Source organism: Streptomyces sp. NPDC107517 (assembly GCF_055582645.1).
Genome location: NZ_JBVJPM010000001.1, coordinates 770,776 through 788,192 on the forward strand (window position 1 = coordinate 770,776; position 17,417 = coordinate 788,192).

Genomic DNA, 17,417 nt, shown 5'->3' on the forward strand with positions numbered 1-17,417 from the left:
CCGGGCGAGCGGCTGGTCAGAACGCGTCGCGCATGAGGTCCGCGAGATCGCCGTCGAGGTCCATGTGCAGATACTCGTCGCCCACCGGCACCAGCGCCGCCGTACTTCTGAGGAAGCGGCGCACCTCGCCCGTCCGGACGTGCACGATCGCGGTGCCCTCGCGGGCGTGGAACTCCAGGACCGTGCGGTCGTAGCCGTACGGCCGTACCCGGACGTCGCCCGCGCCGGCCGGCTCGCGCACCCCGGCCGAGAGCAGCTCGCGGGCGAACGTCCAGCTCACGTCGACGCCCTCGAGGGTGGCCGGCGCGGGGAACGACATGCGCACGGCGAAGGGGTTCCGCATGTCGTAGCGCAACGTCGCGGGAATGGTCGACATCCGCGGCGCGGCGGCGACGAGACGGGCCTCTACGGCTTGCTCGATGACGGTGGACAACGCCTGCTCCCTTGTGACGGCTGAACGGACGGCGGTTCGGGCAACGGCTCGGACGGCGGGTCGGTCGGCAAGTCGGACGACGGGTGGGACGGCGGGTAGGACTCCCCGCCACTTGAAGAGACGGCGGAACGAGGGAATCCGTGCACCGAACGGCCGAGGAAAGGTGAGTGACCTCGGTCACCGGTATCCGTCGCTCCGGCGCGCGGGCTATCTGGACGGGGCCGGGGGAGTGGGCTAGCTTCGCCCGCCATGAGGGGCATGGGGAAGTCGCGACGCATGGTGTCCATGGGGCTGGCAGGGGCGGCACTCGCCCTCGCGTTCGCTCCGGCGGGTCCGGCGCAGGCCGCCGGTGCGCAGGCCGACGGAGGGCACGCGCGGGCGAAGCCGCACTGGGCCTTGAAGGGGTCCGGTACCGACGCGCGGTTCCGGGGGCTCGCCGCCGTGAACCGCGACGCCGCATGGGTGGCCGGGGCCAAGGGCACGGTCCTTCGCACCTCGGACGGCGGCGCCCACTGGCGGAACGTGTCGCCGCCGGGCGCGGGCGAGCTGGAGTTCCGCGACATCGAGGCCTTCGACAGCCGGCGCGCGGTCGTCCTCGCCATCGGTGAGGGCGACGCCTCGCGGGTGTTCCGCACGGACGACGGCGGGGCCACCTGGACCGAGTCCTTCCGCAACTCCGACCCGAAGGCGTTCTACGACTGCCTGACCTTCTTCGACGCGCGCCACGGCCTCGCGATGAGCGACCCCGTGGACGGCAGGTTCCGGATCCTGTCCACGCGTGACGGAGGACGCTCCTGGGACGTCCTGCCCAGTGACGGAATGCCCGCGGCGCAGGAGGGCGAGGCCGGGTTCGCGGCGAGCGGCCAGTGCCTGGTCAGTTCCGGTCCGCGCGATGTGTGGCTGGCCACGGGCGGGGCCGCACGCGCCCGCGTGCTGCACTCTTCGGACCGTGGCCTGACCTGGCGGGCGACCGACGTCCCGGTCCCGGCGGGTGACCCGGCGCGCGGCGTCTTCGGCCTCGCGTTCCGCGACCGTACGCACGGCATCGCGGTCGGCGGCGACTACCGCGCGGACCAGGCCTCCCACCGGGCTTCGGCCGGCACACGCGACGGCGGCCGCACCTGGACGCCGTCCGCCGCGCCCGTCCCCGCCTACCGCTCGGGCGTCACCTGGCTCCCGCACAGCCGGACGAGCGCCCTCGCGGTCGGCCCGACGGGGACCGACCTCACCCTCGACGCGGGCCGCACCTGGCGCACCGTCGACACGGGCTCGTACGACACGGCGGACTGCACGCACGACGGCGCGTGCTGGGCCTCGGGCGAGAAGGGACGCATCGCCCGGCTGGAACGGTGACCGAGGCCGGGATCCGAGCCGACTAGCCGGCCAACTGCTGCCGGAAACGGGACAGTTCGGGCGCCGTCTTCGTCGCGATGAACTCCGTGACGCGGTACGTGCACACGTCGCCGGTGACGAAGGGGTCGGCCGCCGTGATCTTCTCGATCCGCGTGCGGTCGTCCCCGACGGCGAGGATGATCCCGCCGTCGCGCGGGTTCTTGCGGCCGGAAGCGATGAAGACGCCGGCTTCGTACTGCTCGTCGAGCCAGGCGACGTGCGCTTCGAGCAGCGGGTCGACACGCTCGACCGGGGCCGTGTAGGTCAGTTCGAGTACAAACATGATCGCCAGGCTACCCGCGGCCCACCGGCGCCCCGGCCTTATGGTGGTCGCCATCATGAGCCACCGACAGATCCTCGCCGACTGGCCCACCGACGAGCGTGCCGCGCGCGCGGTCCAGGACGAACTGCGCGTCCGCGTCGTCCTCGACGAGCCGGGGCCCCCGCCCGGCACCGGACTCGTGACCGGTGTCGACGTGGCGTACGACGACGAGCGCGACCTCGTCGCGGCGGCGGCCGTCGTGCTCGACGCGGCGACCCTCGACGTCGTCGAGGAGTCCACGGCCGTCGGCCGGATCTCCTTCCCGTACGTGCCGGGCCTGCTGGCCTTCCGCGAGATCCCGACCGTCGTCGCCGCCCTGGAGGGCCTCGACTCCGGCCCCGGCCTTGTCGTCTGCGACGGGTACGGCCTCGCCCACCCGCGCCGCTTCGGTCTCGCCAGCCACCTCGGCGTCCTGACGGGGCTGCCCACGATCGGTGTCGCGAAGAACCCGTTCACCTTCACGCACGAGGAGCCGGCGCCGCCGCGCGGCAGCACCGCGCCCCTGCTGGACGGCGACGAGGAGGTCGGCCGGGCGCTGCGGACCCGCGACGGCGTCAAGCCCGTCTACGTCTCGGTCGGCCACCGCACGAGCCTTGACACGGCGTGCGCCCACACCCTGAGCCTCACGCCGAAGTACCGCCAGCCCGAGACGACCCGCAGAGCGGACGCCCTGTGCAGGCGAGCGCTGGCGGAGGCCCAGGAGGGCGCCACGCGCGCGTAGCGACGCGCCGCGTCCCCGGAGCGCACCTGCCCCTACCGCGTGGCCGCCACCCGGAACGTGATCCCCGCGTCCCGCAGGCGGGTCGTCAGGGCATCGCCCATCGCGACGGCCGTGGTGACCTGGCCCGAGGTTTCGGGCAGGTCGTCCAGGGCCAGGCACATGGCCGACTCGCCGAGCATCTTCGCCGTCTCGTCGTAGCCGGGGTCCCCGCCCGAGACCTCCGTGTACACGCGGCGGCCGCCGCCCTCGCCGACGAAGCGCACCGAGAACCAGCTGGCCGCGCGCCGCGCCTCGTCCGGGCCGTCACCCGGCTTGAGCCGATCGGACAGCCACCTGCGCGCGGGCGGCAGTTGGGCGGCGGCGAACAGCGCACCCGTGGCCGCGACGCCGCCGAACGCGACGGGCAGGTGCCGCACCGCCGCGTAGTGCCGGTAGCGGAAGTCGGGACCGTAGCGCTCCAGGGCCCGCGCGGACCGCTGCACGATCTGCGGGTCGATCGTCGGGAGCGGCAGGGCCCACGCGTCGACCTCCTTGGCGTAGCGGGGCGCGCCCGTCGGCGCGTACGCCCTGCGGCCGACGAGGCGTGGCTGGTGACGCCGCCGGTCCTGCTGCGCGGCCAGCATCTGCCGGCCCCGCGAGAACTGCGTCAGCGCGGACGCGAACGTGCCGCCCGAGAACGTCGCGTTCGACCGCACGAACCCGTCGATGCGCAGCGGCACGTCCTCGGGGAGCTGACCCACCGTGAAGAGCACGCCCAGGTCGTGCGGGATCGAGTCGAAGCCGCACGCGTGGACGAGGCGCGCCCCGGTCTCCCGCGCGCGGGCGTCGTGCCGGACGTAGGTGACGTCGACGAACTCGGGCTCGCCGCACAGGTCCGTGTAGTCGGTGCCCTCCTCGGCGCACGCCGCCACCAGGTCCTGGCCGTACGTGACGTACGGGCCGACGGTCGTGGCCACCACGCGCGTGCGTGCCGCGAGGGCGCGCAGGGACGCCGGGTCGGCGACGTCCGCGCGGACCAGCGGCAGCACGGCGCACGCGGGGTCGATCGCGGTGAGGCGCTCGCGCAGCCGCTCCAGCTTCCCCGTGTCACGCCCCGCGACGGCCCACCGCAGCCCCTGGGGCGCGTGGGCCGCCAGATACTCGGCGGTGAGCGCACCGGCGAACCCGGTCGCCCCGAAGAGCACGATGTCGTACTCGCGGTCCGCCCTGTCGGCTCTGCCGGGCCTGTCCCGCATGTCCCGATCCTTGCCGTGCCCGCTGTCCTGCCTCGTCATGACACCCCTCAGCCCTGTGCCGCGCGCCGTTGTCGGTGGCCGAGGCTAGCGTGAGGGGCGAGCGGAGGTTCAGGTGCCCCGCCCGGAGCGGGAGGTCTTCGTGGCCGAGCCGAGGAAGCCGTCGCAGCGGGCGCTCAAGACGTGGGCGCGGGTAAGGGAGTTCGCCCTCGGGATGCCGGGTGCCACGGAGGACTTCCCCTGGGGCGAGACGGTCGCGAAGGTGAACAAGAAGGTGTTCGTGTTCCTCGGCGTCGACGACGGCAGCTGTCCGATGGGGCTCACGGTCAAGCTCGGGGACGAGGAGGCCCACGCGCATGCGCTCACGACCCCCGGCGCCGAGCCCGCCGGGTACGGCCTCGGCAGGGCGGGCTGGGTGCGGATCCCCCTGGACGTGAGGGGCGCCCCGGGCGCGGAGCTGCTCTGCGACTGGGTGGAGGAGAGCTATCGGGCGGTGGCCACGAAGAAGCTCGTCGCCGAACTGGACGCGCGATGAGCAGCGCCGCCGGCCGGATGTGACGTATGCCCTCAGAGTCGAGTTCCTCCGAATCCGTACGCGCCTCCTGGCCCCACCGGAGCAGTGCGTCGTAAATTACTAAGCGCTTGCTCGCCAGGGGTTGTGCTGAGTGGAACACGTTCTTAGCATCGCTGGTGTTACATCAGTTGTGTCACAGCGCTGGGGGCTCGATGGCAGTGGCAGGGATGACAGACAGCGGCCCGCTCGCCGGGGTGCGCGTGGTCGAACTGGCGGGCATCGGCCCGGGCCCGTTCGCCGCGATGCTCCTCGCCGACCTGGGCGCCGATGTCGTGCGCGTGGACCGCCCCGGGGGCGCCGGGCTCGCGATCGACCCCGAGTACGACATCACCAACCGCAACAAGCGCTCCGTCCTCATCGACCTCAAGGCGGACGACGGTCCGGGGCGCGTCCTCGACCTCGTCGCCAAGGCGGACGTCCTCATCGAGGGCTACCGTCCAGGCGTCGCCGAGCGCCTCGGCGTCGGCCCCGACGCCTGCCACGCCCGCAACCCGCGCCTCGTCTACGGACGAATGACCGGCTGGGGCCAGGACGGCCCTCTCGCCCAGAGCGCCGGGCACGACATCGCGTACATCGCCCTCACCGGCACCCTCGGCATGTTCGGCAAGCCGGACGAACCGCCGACGGTCCCCGCGAACCTCGTCGGGGACTTCGCGGGCGGCTCGCTCTACCTCGTCGTCGGCATCCTCGCCGCCCTCCACCACGCGCGCGACACCGGAGCGGGCCAGGTCGTGGACGCCGCGATCGTCGACGGCGCCTCGCACCTCGCCTCGATGATCCACGGCATGCTGGCGGCCGGCAGCTGGCAGGACCGGCGCGCCAGCAACCTCCTCGACGGCGGATGCCCGTTCTACGGGACGTACGAGACCTCCGACGGCCAGTACATGGCGGTCGGCGCCCTCGAGCAGCAGTTCTACGACGAGTTCAGCGCACTCCTCGGCATCGGGGACACGGCCCGCGCCCGCAAGGACCTCGCCCGCTGGGGCGAGCTGCGCGACGCCGTCGCCGCCCGCTTCAAGACCCGTACCCGTGAGGAGTGGACGGCCGTCTTCGAGGGGTCCGACGCGTGCGTGGCGCCGGTCCTGTCCCTGCGCGAGGCGCCCGGCCACCCCCACCTGGCGGCGCGCGGCACCTTCACCGACCACGGCGGCATCACCCAGCCCGCCCCCGCACCCCGCTTCTCCGCGACCCCCACCGCCGTCCGCAGCGGCCCCGCGCAGCCGGGCGCCGACACCGCCGGGGTGGCCCGCGACTGGGACGTACCGAGCCTGACGAAGGAAGAGAACTGATGGAGCTGTCCGCACCCCTCGCCTACGCAGCCGACCCCCGGCAGGCGGCCGACGACGCCGCCGCGCTCGAGTCGGCGGGCCTCGACGCCGTCTGGGTCGCGGAGGCCTACGGCTTCGACTCGCCCACGATCATGGGCTATCTCGCCGCCCGCACCGAGCGCATGAAGATCGGCGCCGCGATCCTCAACGTCTACTCGCGCACCCCCGCCCTCATCGCCCAGACCGCCGCCGGACTCGACGCCGTCTCCGGCGGCCGCGCCGTCATCGGCCTGGGCGCGTCGGGCCCGCAGGTCGTCGAGGGCTGGCACGGCAAGGCGTACGACAAGCCGCTCGGCCGCACCCGCGAGACCATCGAGCTGACCCGCCGCATCCTGCGCCGCGAGATCATCGACCACCACGGCATCACGGACATGCCGCTGCCCCCGGAGAAGGGCGGCAGGCTCGGCAAGCCCCTGAAGATCCTCTCCAAGCCGATACGCCCCGAAGTTCCGTTGTACGTCGCCTCGTTGGGCCCGGCGAACGTGCGGATGACCGCCGAGATCGCCGACGGCTGGCTGCCCACGCTCTTCATTCCCGAGAAGGCCCACGAGGTGTGGGGCACCCCGCTCGCCGAGGGCGCCGCCAAGCGCGCCCCCGAGCTCGGGCCGCTCCAGGTCGTCGCCGGCGGACTGCTCGCCATCGGCGAGGACGCGGCAGCCGCCCGCGACCTCGCCCGCCCCAACATCGCCCTCTACGTGGGCGGCATGGGCGCGGTCGGCAAGAACTTCTACAACGACCTCGCCGTCGCCTACGGCTACGAGAAAGAGGCCAAGCTCATCCAGGAGCTCTACCTCTCCGGGAAGAAGAAGGAGGCGGAGGCCGCCGTCCCGGACGAGTTCTGCGAGCTCATGAGCCTGTGCGGGCCCGAGAGCTATGTGCGTGAGCGTGTCGAGGCCTTCCGCGCCGCCGGCGTCACCATGCTGAACGTCATCCCGGTCGGCCCCGAGCCCGCCCGGCTGGTCGAGACCGTCAAGAACTGGCTGTAGGGGAGGGCACCACGATGGCAATGGAACGGCAGATCTTCACCGAGGAGCACGACGCGTTCCGCGAGACCGTCCGCACCTTCCTCGCCAAGGAGGTCACCCCGCACTACGAGCAGTGGGAGAAGGACGGCATCGTCTCGCGCGGGGCCTGGCTCGCGGCCGGCCGGCAGGGCCTCCTCGGGCTCGCCGTGCCCGAGGAGTACGGGGGTGGCGGCAACACCGACTTCCGCTACAGCGCCGTACTCTCCGAGGAGTTCACCCGCGAGGGAGCCGCCGGCCTCGCGGTCGGCCTCCACAACGACATCATCGGGCCGTATCTGACGTCGCTCGCCACGGACGAGCAGAAGCGCCGCTGGCTGCCCGGCTTCTGCGACGGCTCCCTGATCACGGCCATCGCGATGACCGAGCCGGGCGCCGGATCCGACCTCCAGGGCATCCGCACCTCGGCTGAGGACCGCGGCGACCACTGGCTGCTCAACGGCTCCAAGACGTTCATCTCGAACGGGATCCTCGCCGACCTCGTGATCGTCGTCGCGAAGACGACGCCCGACGGCGGCGCCCACGGGCTGTCCCTCCTGGTCGTCGAGCGCGGCATGGAGGGCTTCGAGCGGGGCCGCAACCTCGACAAGATCGGCCAGAAGGCGCAGGACACGGCCGAGCTCTTCTTCAACGACGTCCGCGTCCCGAAGGAGAATCTCCTCGGCGAGCTCAACGGCGCCTTCGTCCACCTGATGACGAACCTCGCGCAGGAGCGCATGGGCATCGCCGTCGCCGGGATCGCCGCCGCGGAGCACCTCCTGGAGATCACCACGACGTACGTCAAGGAGCGCGAGGCCTTCGGCCGCCCGCTCGCCAAGCTCCAGCACATCCGGTTCGAGATAGCCGAGATGGCCACCGAGTGCGCCGTCACCCGGACCTTCCTGGACCGCTGCATCGTCGACCACTCGAACGGCGAACTCGACGCGGTGCATGCCTCGATGGCCAAGTGGTGGGCCACCGAGCTCCAGAAGCGCGTCGCGGACCGCTGCCTCCAGCTCCACGGCGGCTACGGATACATGACGGAGTACCGCGTCGCCAAGGCCTTCACCGACGGACGCATCCAGACGATCTACGGCGGCACGACCGAGATCATGAAGGAGATCATCGGGCGCTCCCTGCTCGGCTGACTCCCCACCGACCTCCCGGCCCGGCCCACCTCATCGCCCGGCCCACCCTCATTGAAAGGCAAGCGAGTGAGCACCGAAGCGTACGTGTACGACGCGATCCGCACCCCGCGCGGACGCGGCAAGGCGAACGGCGCCCTGCACGGCACCAAGCCGATCGACCTCGTCGTCGGACTGATCCACGAGGTCCAGCGGCGCTTCCCGGACCTCGACCCCGCCGCCATCGACGACATCGTGCTCGGCGTCGTCGGCCCGGTCGGCGACCAGGGCTCCGACATCGCGCGGATCGCGGCCATCGCCGCCGGCCTGCCCGACACGGTGGCCGGTGTGCAGGAGAACCGCTTCTGTGCCTCGGGCCTCGAAGCGGTCAACCTGGCGGCCATGAAGGTCCGTTCGGGCTGGGAGGACCTCGTCCTCGCCGGCGGCGTCGAGTCGATGTCGCGCGTCCCGATGGCCTCGGACGGCGGCGCCTGGTTCGCCGACCCGATGACCAACTACGAGACGGGCTTCGTGCCGCAGGGCATCGGCGCGGACCTGATCGCCACCATCGAGGGCTTCTCCCGGCGCGACGTCGACGAGTACGCGGCGCTCTCGCAGGAGCGCGCGGCCGCCGCCGTGAAGGACGGCCGCTTCGCCCGCTCCGTCGTTCCCGTCACGGACCGCAGCGGCCTCACCGTCCTCGACCACGACGAGTTCCTGCGCCCCGGCACGACCGCCGACTCGCTCGCCAAGCTGAAGCCGTCGTTCGCCGACATCGGTGACCTGGGCGGTTTCGACGCCGTCGCGCTGCAGAAGTACCACTGGGTCGAGAAGATCGACCACGTCCACCACGCGGGCAATTCCTCCGGCATCGTCGACGGCGCGTCCCTCGTCGCCATCGGCACCAAGGAGGTCGGCGAGCGCCACGGCCTGACCCCGCGCGCGCGGATCGTCTCCGCGGCGGTCTCCGGCTCCGAGCCGACGATCATGCTCACCGGCCCCGCGCCGGCGTCCCGCAAGGCCCTCGCCAAGGCCGGTCTGACCATCGACGACATCGACCTCGTCGAGATCAACGAGGCGTTCGCCGCTGTCGTCCTGCGCTTCGTCAAGGACATGGGCCTCTCCCTCGACAAGGTCAACGTCAACGGCGGCGCCATCGCGCTCGGCCACCCGCTCGGCGCCACCGGCGCGATGATCCTCGGCACGCTCATCGACGAGCTGGAGCGCCAGGACAAGCGCTACGGCCTCGCCACGCTGTGCGTCGGCGGCGGCATGGGCATCGCCACCGTCGTCGAGCGTCTCTGACCGTCCTTTCCCGCACTGGCATCTACGGAGCAACAGAAATGACCGACCTTTCGACGGGTTCCACCATCCGCTGGGAACAGGACGAGACCGGCATCGTCACGCTCGTCCTCGACGACCCCAACCAGTCCGCGAACACCATGAACCAGGCGTTCAAGGACTCGATCGCCGCGATCGCCGACCGCGCCGAGGCCGAGAAGGACTCGATCCGCGGCATCATCTACACCTCCGCCAAGAAGACGTTCTTCGCGGGCGGTGACCTGAAGGACATGATGAAGGTCGGCCCCGAGACCGCCCAGCAGGCGTTCGAGACCGGCATCGGCATCAAGAACTCCCTGCGCCGCATCGAGACGCTCGGCAAGCCCGTCGTCGCGGCGATCAACGGCGCGGCCCTGGGCGGCGGTTACGAGATCGCGCTCGCCTCCCACCACCGCATCGCCCTCGACGCCCCGGGCTCCAAGATCGGCCTCCCGGAGGTCACGCTCGGCCTGCTCCCCGCGGGCGGCGGCGTCACCCGCACCGTACGCCTCATGGGCATCGCCGACGCCCTGCTGAAGGTGCTCCTCCAGGGCACCCAGTACACCCCGAAGCGCGCCCTGGAGAACGGCCTCGTCCACGAAGTGGCGGCCACCCCCGAGGAGATGCTCGCCCAGGCGCGCGCCTTCATCGACGCCAACCCCGAGTCGCAGCAGCCCTGGGACAAGCCCGGCTACCGCATCCCGGGCGGCACCCCGGCCAACCCGAAGTTCGCGGCGAACCTGCCCGCCTTCCCGGCCAACCTCAAGAAGCAGCTGAACGGCGCCCCGTACCCGGCCCCGCGCAACATCCTCGCCGCGGCCGTCGAGGGCTCCCAGGTCGACTTCGAGACGGCACTGACCATCGAGGCGCGCTACTTCACCGAGCTCGTCACCGGCCAGACCGCGAAGAACATGATCCAGGCGTTCTTCTTCGACCTCCAGGCCGTCAACTCCGGCGCGAACCGGCCCAAGGGCATCGAGAAGCGCACCGTCCGCAAGGTCGCCGTCCTCGGCGCCGGCATGATGGGCGCGGGCATCGCCTACTCGTGCGCCCGCGCCGGCATCGAGGTCGTCCTCAAGGACGTGACGGCCGACGCCGCCGCCCGGGGCAAGAGCTACTCCGAGAAGCTCTGCGCCAAGGCCGTCTCCCGAGGCCGCACCACGCAGGAGAAGGCGGACGCCCTCCTCGCGCGGATCACGCCCACCGCCGAACCGCAGGACCTCGCGGGCTGCGACGCCGTGATCGAGGCCGTCTTCGAGGACCCGGCGCTCAAGCACAAGGTGTTCAAGGAGATCCAGCACGTCATCGAGCCCGACGCGCTGCTGTGCTCCAACACCTCGACGCTGCCGATCACCCTGCTGGCCGAGGGTGTCGAGCGGGCCGAGGACTTCATCGGGCTGCACTTCTTCTCGCCCGTCGACAAGATGCCGCTCGTCGAGATCATCAAGGGCGAACGCAGCGGTGACGAGGCGCTCGCCCGCGCCTTCGACCTGGTCCGCCAGATCAGCAAGACGCCGATCGTCGTGAACGACTCGCGCGGCTTCTTCACCTCGCGCGTCATCGGGCACTTCATCAACGAGGGCGTCGCGATGGTGGGCGAGGGCATCGAGCCGGCCTCCGTCGAGCAGGCCGCCGCCCAGGCGGGCTACCCGGCCAAGGTCCTGTCCCTGATGGACGAGCTGACGCTCACCCTGCCGCGCAAGATCCGTAACGAGACCAAGCGGGCCGTCGAGGAAGCGGGCGGCACCTGGGCGGGCCACCCCTCGGACGTCGTCATCGACCGCATGGTCGACGAGTTCGACCGTCCCGGACGCAGCGGCGGCGCCGGCTTCTACGAGTACGTGGACGGCAAGCGCGCCGGTCTGTGGCCGGGCCTGCGCGAGCACTTCACCAAGCCCGGACACGAGATCCCGTTCAAGGACATGCAGGAGCGCATGCTCTTCTCCGAGGCGCTCGACACCGTGCGCCTTCTGGAGGAGGGTGTCCTGACCTCGGTCGCGGACGCCAACATCGGCTCCGTCTTCGGCATCGGCTTCCCGGGCTGGACCGGCGGAGTCCTGCAGTACATCAACGGCTACGAGGGCGGTCTGCCCGGCTTCGTGGCGCGCTCGCGCGAGCTCGCCGAGCGCTACGGCGAGCGTTTCCAGCCGACCGCGCTGCTCGTCGAGAAGGCCGACAAGGGCGAGACGTTCACCGACGCCTGACGGTCACGGCGTTCCGCGCCGGGGGTCAGCCCTCGGCGCGGAACGCCTCCCGCAGCTGCTCCTTGAGCGACCGCTGGAACGCCGTGACCAGCGCCTGCACCACCATCGGCTGCATATGGGCCGACAGGGACTTCATCGCCGCCACATGCGCGGGATCCTCGGGGTTCGACTCCCGCTCCCGGTAGGGCCCCCACACCTCGTCGCGGAACAGCCGCGTCAGCTCCTGGGCGGCGTCCCGGGTGTGCTCCATGAGTACGGTGCGCGCCGCGAGGATCGTCTCGTGCGCGATCGGTACCCCGAGCAGCTCCACCCCGAGCCGCAGCAGACCGGGGTCCACGCGGAAGGTGTCGCTGTCCCTCGGGCCGGCGACGACGCCCATGGCGGCCAGCCGGTCCAGATCCTGTCCGGACAGGGTGCGCCCGGCCCGGCGCTCCAGCTCGGCCCGTGTGACGTCCTCCGCCGAGTCCGGGGCCCAGGCCGCCACCAGTGCGCGGTGGATCGCCAGGTCGTCCGCGCTCAGGTCCGGGGGCAGCTGCTCCAGATACCGCTCGATCGCGGAGAGTGTCATGCCCTGGTGCTGGAGCTCCTCGATCAGCGCGAGCCGGGAGAGGTGGTCCGGGCCGTAGTGGCCGACCCGGCGTGGCCCGATCACGGGCGGCGGGAGCAGGCCCTTCGTGCTGTAGAAGCGGATCGTACGGACGGTGACGCCCGCGCGCGCGGCCAGTTCGTCGACCGTGAGCGTCGGCTCCCCGGTGTCCGTCGTCATGCTGCGCCTCGCTTCTCGGGTCCCGCGTCCACCTTGATCCGGTTCCGCACCGGCCAGGTTCAACAGTATTGCTGACACACCAAAGTTGTGAAAGCGCCGCACGGCGGAAAGGGCGGGCGGCGAGGGGCTGTTGGGGCGCGAGCGAGCGCTTATACGCCCCGTCGGACCCGCTGTACAGGGGTTGATCATCATGTGAGAAGTGCCGCTATGTGATCTCCGCCACCGCGTGTTCGCCGCCTCGTGGGGGAAGGTGCACAGTCGGTCCGCGCCATGTCAGGAATGTCGCGGGCCGCAGCACATCCGGACCCCGGAGCAATCCGGGCACCACAGAGGGATCCCCCCACGTGAGCAAGGAAGCCGCCAACACGGCTCTGGACGCATCCCGCACAGATGCGTCCCAGGCGCCCGCCGACGCGGGTGACGCCGGCTACAGCAAGGACCTCAAGGCCCGCCACGTCAACATGATCGCGATAGGTGGCGCGATCGGTACCGGACTGTTCCTCGGAGCGGGCGGCCGCCTTCATTCGGCGGGCCCCGCACTCGCCGTCGCGTACCTCGTCTGCGGAGTCTTCGCTTACCTGGTCGTGCGCGCCCTCGGCGAGATGGTCGTCTACCGGCCGTCCTCCGGTTCTTTCGTGTCGTACGCGCGCGAGTTCCTCGGTGAGAAGGGCGCCTACGTCGCGGGCTGGATGTACTTCCTCAATTGGTCGATGACGGGTATCGCGGACATCACCGCGATCGCCCTGTACACCCAGTACTGGAGTGCCTTCACGACGATTCCGCAGTGGGTGCTCGCGCTGATCGCGCTGGCGGTCGTGCTCGGCGTGAACCTGATCTCGGTGAAGTACTTCGGCGAGATGGAGTTCTGGTTCGCGATCATCAAGGTGGCCACGCTCGTCGCCTTCCTGTTCGTGGGCGTCTTCCTGGTCGCCACCCAGCACCCGATCGACGGCCAGACCCCGGGCCTGAGCATGATCACGGACCACGGCGGATTCATGCCGGGCGGCACGATGTCGGTCGTCCTCGTCATGCAGGGTGTCGTCTTCGCGTACGCCGCCCTGGAACTGGTGGGTGTCGCGGCGGGCGAGACCGCCGACCCGCAGAAGGTCGTCCCGCGCGCGGTGAACTCGATCATGTGGCGCGTCGGCCTGTTCTACTGCGGCTCGGTGGTGCTGCTCGCGCTGCTGCTGCCGTCCTCGGTGTACTCGTCGAACGAGAGCCCGTTCGTCACCCTGTTCAGCAAGCTGGGCGTCGGCGGCATCGGCGACATCATGAACCTGGTCGTGCTCACCGCGGCCATGTCCAGCCTGAACTCGGGCCTCTACTCCACGGGCCGCATCCTGCGCTCGATGGCGATGTCGGGCTCCGCGCCCAAGTTCACCGCCCGTATGAACCGCAGCCAGGTGCCGTACGGCGGCATCCTGCTCACCGCGGGTGTCGGCGTCCTGGGCGTCGGCCTCAACTACCTCCTCCCGCACGACGCCTTCGAGATCGTCATCGAGGTCTCCTCGATCGGCATCATCGGCACCTGGGTCATGATCATGGTCGCCCACCTGGCGTTCGTCCGGCGGGCCAAGCAGGGCCTGATCAAGAGGCCGTCGTTCCGCCTGCCCTGGTCCCCGGTCACCGAGATCGTCACGATCGTCTTCCTGCTGCTCGTGCTCGGCCTCATGTGGAACGACCCGGACACGGGCCGCAAGACCCTGATGCTGATCCCGGTCATCGCGGTCCTGCTCGTCGCCGGCTGGTTCGCCGCCCGCCGCCGCATCCAGCGTGAGTCGACCCGGGAACTGGCCGAACTGACCGACGGCGAATAACGCCGGCCCCCCACTGTCAGCGGCAGCACCCACGGTGGCGTCATGCCGGAGATCACGTATCTCCGGGGTGGCGCCACCTGCCCGTTGGGCATCGCGGTGACGGTGTACGACCACGGGGAGTGAGCCGCACGTTGCGAGTGGCGGGTGGTCGGGTAGGCCCATGGCATGGCCCTCGTATCCCTGCCCCTGGAATTCCACCTCAAGGTGGGTCAACTCGGCACATCCGTTGCCCTGTTCGCGGCGGGGGTCCTCGGCCGGGCGCGGCGGTGGGCCGGGGACCGGGAGGCGGCCGCCCCGGGGAGCGAGCAACTGCCTCAGCCCTGCCAGTGCGCTCCCGTGCGGCCCCGCGCGGACCTCGCCGGCGTGCCGCGCGGCCCGGTCGCCGCCGCCGAGACGGATCTGCGCACCTGTGTCTCGGAGCTCGCGTCCGACCTGGCGTCCCGCTTGGGCGGTGAGTCGCAGGGCGGCGGCATGGCACACCCCTGAGCCGCACCACCGGAACCCGGGGCCGCATACTGGATCACGTATCACCCGGTAACCGCTGGGGAGCCGTATGAAGCAGCACGACCTCGATCCCGAGCCGCCTCCGCCCGGCGGCATCCTGTGGAACGTCGCCGGTGAGGTGCGCTCCCTGCTCGCCCTCCCCGCGGCGCTCACCCTTCAGGTCGCCCACCCGGCCGTCGGCGCGGGCGTCGACGAGCACTCCGTGTTCCGCACGGACCCCTGGGGCCGCGGCGAGCGCTCCCTGCGCTCGGTGATGCTGTGGGTCTACGGCGGTGAGGACGCCGCACAGGAGGGCCGCCGCCTGCGACAGCTCCACCGCACCATCCGCGGCACCGACACCCGGGGCCGCAGCTACCACGCGCTCACTCCCGCGTACTACGCCTGGGTCCACGCCACCGGCTTCCCCGTGTACCGGCAGGCCCAGCGCTACCTCGGCCGCCGCCCCTTCACCGAGGCGCAGGAACGCCGGCTCTACGCGGAGTGGCTCCAGGTCGGCCGGATCCTCGGCCTGCACGACCGCGACATGCCGCAGACCGTCGAGGCGTTCTGGCCCTACTACCGCAAGGTTCTGGCCGAAGAGATCGAGCTGACGGCCGTCGTACGCGAACTCGTCGCCGTCGACGCACCGGTCCCGCCGCCCGACCGCGGGCCGCTGCCGGTCCGGCTCGCGCTGCGCGCACTGTGGCCGCTGCTCCTGCCCCCGCTCGCCCGCTTCCGCCGCTTCCTCACGATCGGACTGATGCCGCCCGACGCGCGGGAGGTTATCGGCCTGCCGTGGACCCCGGTCCAGGAGCGCAGACTGCGACGGTTCGGCGCGGTCGTCCGGCGGGTGGTGCCGCTCCTGCCGGAGCGCCTGCGCTACCTGCCGATGGCGCGACGGGCACGAGCCGCCGAAGCGGCCCGCGCCCGCTGACCTCGACGGGCCGCTGACCCCGGAGGGCTGCGACCTCGAAAGGCCACCGACCCCGACGGCCACAGACCTCAAGGGTGGTGACCTCGACAGGCCACTGCCCCCGAAAGGCCACCGGCCGGAGAAAGGGCCACTGCGCCACGGCGCGATCAGGCGTCAGTGGTCGTGCACCGAGTTCGTCGCCGCGATCTGCTTCCACGACTTCGGCTTCGCCGGTGCCACCCCGGCCCGCGCGACCCGGTCCCGCTGCGCCGCGGCCGTGCCAGGCTTCGACGGCTGGTAGAGCCACGTGTCGAAGAGCGCCGCGAGCGGCTTGCCCGAGATCTTCTCGGCGAACTTCACGAAGTCGGAGACCTTCGCGTTGCCGTACGCGTGCTCCTGCGGCCAGCCCTTGAGGATCGCGGCGAACTTCTTCTCGCCGACCTCGTTGCGCAGCGCCTGGATGGCCAGCGCCCCCCGGTCGTACACGGCGATGTCGAACTGGTTCTCCGCGCCCGGGTCACCGGGCTCGACCTGCCAGAAGGCGTCGTCCGCCGGGTGCTGCGCATACGTGTAGTCCGCGAGCTCCTGCGCCGTGCCCTCGCCCTCCTTCTCCGACCACAGCCACTGGCTGTAGCGGGCGAAGCCCTCGTTGATCCAGATGTCCTTCCAGCCGTCGACGGAGACGCTGTCGCCGTACCACTGGTGCGCCAGCTCGTGCACGATCACCGACACGTTCGACCCGTTCGCGAACTGCTTCGGGCTGTAGAACGGCCGCGTCTGCGTCTCCAGGGCGAAGCTGGACGGCACGTTCGGGACGTACCCGCCGAGCGCGTTGAACGGGTACTTGCCGAACTTCGTCTCCAGCCACTCGGCGACCTCGGTGGTCCGCTCGACGCTCGCGCGCGCCGCGCCGTAGTTGTCGCCCAGGTCCTTGCTGTACGCGTTCACGACCGGCAGGCCGTCCGCCGTCCTGTCGGTCGTGATGTCGAACTTGCCGACCGCGAGGGTGGTCAGATACGTCGCCTGCGGCTTGTTGGAGCGCCAGTTGAAGCGCGTCCAGCCGAGCTTCGACGACTGCGACTGGAGCACGCCGTTGGAGATCGCCTGGGTCCCGTCCGGCACGGCCACCGACACGTCGTACGTCGCCTTGTCGCGCGGGTGGTCGTTCGACGGGAACCACCAGGCCGCGGACTCCGGCTCGTTCGCGCCGATGCCGCCGTCCGGGGTGCGCTGCCAGGACGTGAAGCCGTACAGCTTCACCTCGGACGGCTTGCCGGCGTAGCGGACGACGACGCTGAACGACGACCCCTTGGGCAGACCGGCCGGCGGAGTGACCTCGAGCTCCTCCACGCCCGACGTGGCGAACTTGGCCTTCTTGCCGTTGACCAGCACCTCGCTGACCTTGAGGCCGAAGTCGAGGTCGAAGCGCGAGAGATCCTGCGTGGAGGTGGCGAGGATCGTCGCCGTGCCCTCCAGGAGGTCCGTCTTCGGCTGGTACTTGAGGCGCAGGTCGTAGTGGGAGACGTCGTAGCCGCCGTTCCCGTAGTCCGGGTAGTAGGGGTCGCCGATGCCCGGTGCCCCAGGCGTGAAGTCCGCCGCCGATGCCGGGATCGCCAGCATGAGAGCGGCCGCCAGTGCGCCCGGGGCGATGAGTCTGCGGTACACGAAAGCTCCAAGTCGTAGGGCCGTGAACGTTGTTGCCGACCCTATTCAGCCCCTCCCGCCCCGGTCATGTCCATGGCCCCACGTGTCACACGATCGCCATTCGGCCGACATGTGCCAATCCG

Annotated in this window: 16 protein-coding genes; 11 read left to right on the top strand and 5 right to left on the bottom strand. The window is 71.2% G+C overall.

What is annotated here, in order from left to right; all coding sequences use genetic code 11:
* Positions 1 to 16: 16 nt before the first annotated feature.
* Complete coding sequence (gene ssgD, locus ACZ67T_RS03250; RefSeq protein ID WP_469981255.1) at positions 17 to 433, bottom strand: spore wall synthesis regulator SsgD; 417 nt, start codon at positions 431 to 433, stop codon at positions 17 to 19.
* A 249-nt stretch (positions 434 to 682) separates the two neighbouring features.
* Between ssgD and ACZ67T_RS03255 the strand changes: the two genes are divergently transcribed.
* Positions 683 to 1,786, top strand: coding sequence for a WD40/YVTN/BNR-like repeat-containing protein (locus ACZ67T_RS03255; RefSeq protein WP_469981256.1), 1,104 nt, complete (start codon positions 683 to 685; stop codon positions 1,784 to 1,786).
* Between the two features lie 22 nt (positions 1,787 to 1,808).
* Here the strand turns inward: ACZ67T_RS03255 and ACZ67T_RS03260 are convergent, their stop codons facing one another.
* Positions 1,809 to 2,108: a YciI family protein gene (locus ACZ67T_RS03260; RefSeq protein WP_469981257.1), complete on the bottom strand. Its 300-nt coding sequence runs from the start codon at positions 2,106 to 2,108 to the stop codon at positions 1,809 to 1,811.
* Positions 2,109 to 2,163: 55 nt separating this feature from the next.
* Between ACZ67T_RS03260 and ACZ67T_RS03265 the strand changes: the two genes are divergently transcribed.
* Positions 2,164 to 2,868, top strand: coding sequence for an endonuclease V (locus tag ACZ67T_RS03265; protein WP_469981258.1), 705 nt, complete (start codon positions 2,164 to 2,166; stop codon positions 2,866 to 2,868).
* 32 nt (positions 2,869 to 2,900) lie between these two features.
* Here the strand turns inward: ACZ67T_RS03265 and ACZ67T_RS03270 are convergent, their stop codons facing one another.
* Positions 2,901 to 4,103, bottom strand: coding sequence for a saccharopine dehydrogenase family protein (locus tag ACZ67T_RS03270; RefSeq protein ID WP_469981259.1), 1,203 nt, complete (start codon positions 4,101 to 4,103; stop codon positions 2,901 to 2,903).
* Between the two features lie 211 nt (positions 4,104 to 4,314).
* Between ACZ67T_RS03270 and ACZ67T_RS03275 the strand changes: the two genes are divergently transcribed.
* From ACZ67T_RS03275 to ACZ67T_RS03300, 6 genes are all read left to right on the top strand, one after another.
* Positions 4,315 to 4,635 (top strand): MmcQ/YjbR family DNA-binding protein, encoded by a 321-nt coding sequence (locus ACZ67T_RS03275; RefSeq protein WP_469981381.1) that lies wholly within the window; start codon positions 4,315 to 4,317, stop codon positions 4,633 to 4,635.
* Between the two features lie 191 nt (positions 4,636 to 4,826).
* The gene (locus ACZ67T_RS03280) at positions 4,827 to 5,963 is read left to right on the top strand and encodes a CaiB/BaiF CoA transferase family protein (RefSeq protein WP_469981260.1); all 1,137 of its coding nucleotides are present in this window, start codon (positions 4,827 to 4,829) and stop codon (positions 5,961 to 5,963) included.
* A complete protein-coding gene (locus ACZ67T_RS03285) occupies positions 5,963 to 6,988 on the top strand; it encodes an LLM class F420-dependent oxidoreductase (protein WP_469981261.1) in 1,026 nt (341 codons plus the stop codon). Before ACZ67T_RS03280 ends, ACZ67T_RS03285 begins: the two co-directional genes overlap by 1 nt.
* 20 nt (positions 6,989 to 7,008) lie before the next feature.
* On the top strand, positions 7,009 to 8,151 hold the full coding sequence (locus ACZ67T_RS03290) for an acyl-CoA dehydrogenase family protein (protein ID WP_469981382.1): 1,143 nt from the start codon (positions 7,009 to 7,011) through the stop codon (positions 8,149 to 8,151).
* Between the two features lie 66 nt (positions 8,152 to 8,217).
* Complete coding sequence (locus tag ACZ67T_RS03295; protein ID WP_469981262.1) at positions 8,218 to 9,432, top strand: acetyl-CoA C-acetyltransferase; 1,215 nt, start codon at positions 8,218 to 8,220, stop codon at positions 9,430 to 9,432.
* Between the two features lie 38 nt (positions 9,433 to 9,470).
* Positions 9,471 to 11,651, top strand: a complete 2,181-nt coding sequence (locus tag ACZ67T_RS03300) for a 3-hydroxyacyl-CoA dehydrogenase NAD-binding domain-containing protein (protein ID WP_469981263.1) — start codon at positions 9,471 to 9,473, stop codon at positions 11,649 to 11,651.
* 25 nt (positions 11,652 to 11,676) lie between these two features.
* On the opposite strand, the gene ACZ67T_RS03305 is transcribed toward ACZ67T_RS03300, so the two are convergent.
* On the bottom strand, positions 11,677 to 12,417 hold the full coding sequence (locus ACZ67T_RS03305) for a MerR family transcriptional regulator (RefSeq protein WP_469981264.1): 741 nt from the start codon (positions 12,415 to 12,417) through the stop codon (positions 11,677 to 11,679).
* Positions 12,418 to 12,761: 344 nt separating this feature from the next.
* On the opposite strand from ACZ67T_RS03305, the gene ACZ67T_RS03310 reads away from it, so the two are divergent.
* The 3 genes from ACZ67T_RS03310 (at position 12,762) to ACZ67T_RS03320 (ending at position 15,651) form a co-directional block, all read left to right on the top strand.
* Positions 12,762 to 14,234: an amino acid permease gene (locus tag ACZ67T_RS03310; protein ID WP_469981265.1), complete on the top strand. Its 1,473-nt coding sequence runs from the start codon at positions 12,762 to 12,764 to the stop codon at positions 14,232 to 14,234.
* A gap of 165 nt (positions 14,235 to 14,399) precedes the next feature.
* Positions 14,400 to 14,720: a hypothetical protein gene (locus ACZ67T_RS03315; RefSeq protein ID WP_469981266.1), complete on the top strand. Its 321-nt coding sequence runs from the start codon at positions 14,400 to 14,402 to the stop codon at positions 14,718 to 14,720.
* A 67-nt stretch (positions 14,721 to 14,787) separates the two neighbouring features.
* Positions 14,788 to 15,651 (top strand): oxygenase MpaB family protein, encoded by an 864-nt coding sequence (locus tag ACZ67T_RS03320; RefSeq protein ID WP_469981267.1) that lies wholly within the window; start codon positions 14,788 to 14,790, stop codon positions 15,649 to 15,651.
* Positions 15,652 to 15,804: 153 nt separating this feature from the next.
* Here ACZ67T_RS03320 and ACZ67T_RS03325 read toward each other — a convergent pair whose 3' ends face one another.
* Complete coding sequence (locus ACZ67T_RS03325) at positions 15,805 to 17,295, bottom strand: M1 family metallopeptidase (RefSeq protein ID WP_469981268.1); 1,491 nt, start codon at positions 17,293 to 17,295, stop codon at positions 15,805 to 15,807.
* Between the last annotated feature and the right edge of the window lie 122 nt (positions 17,296 to 17,417).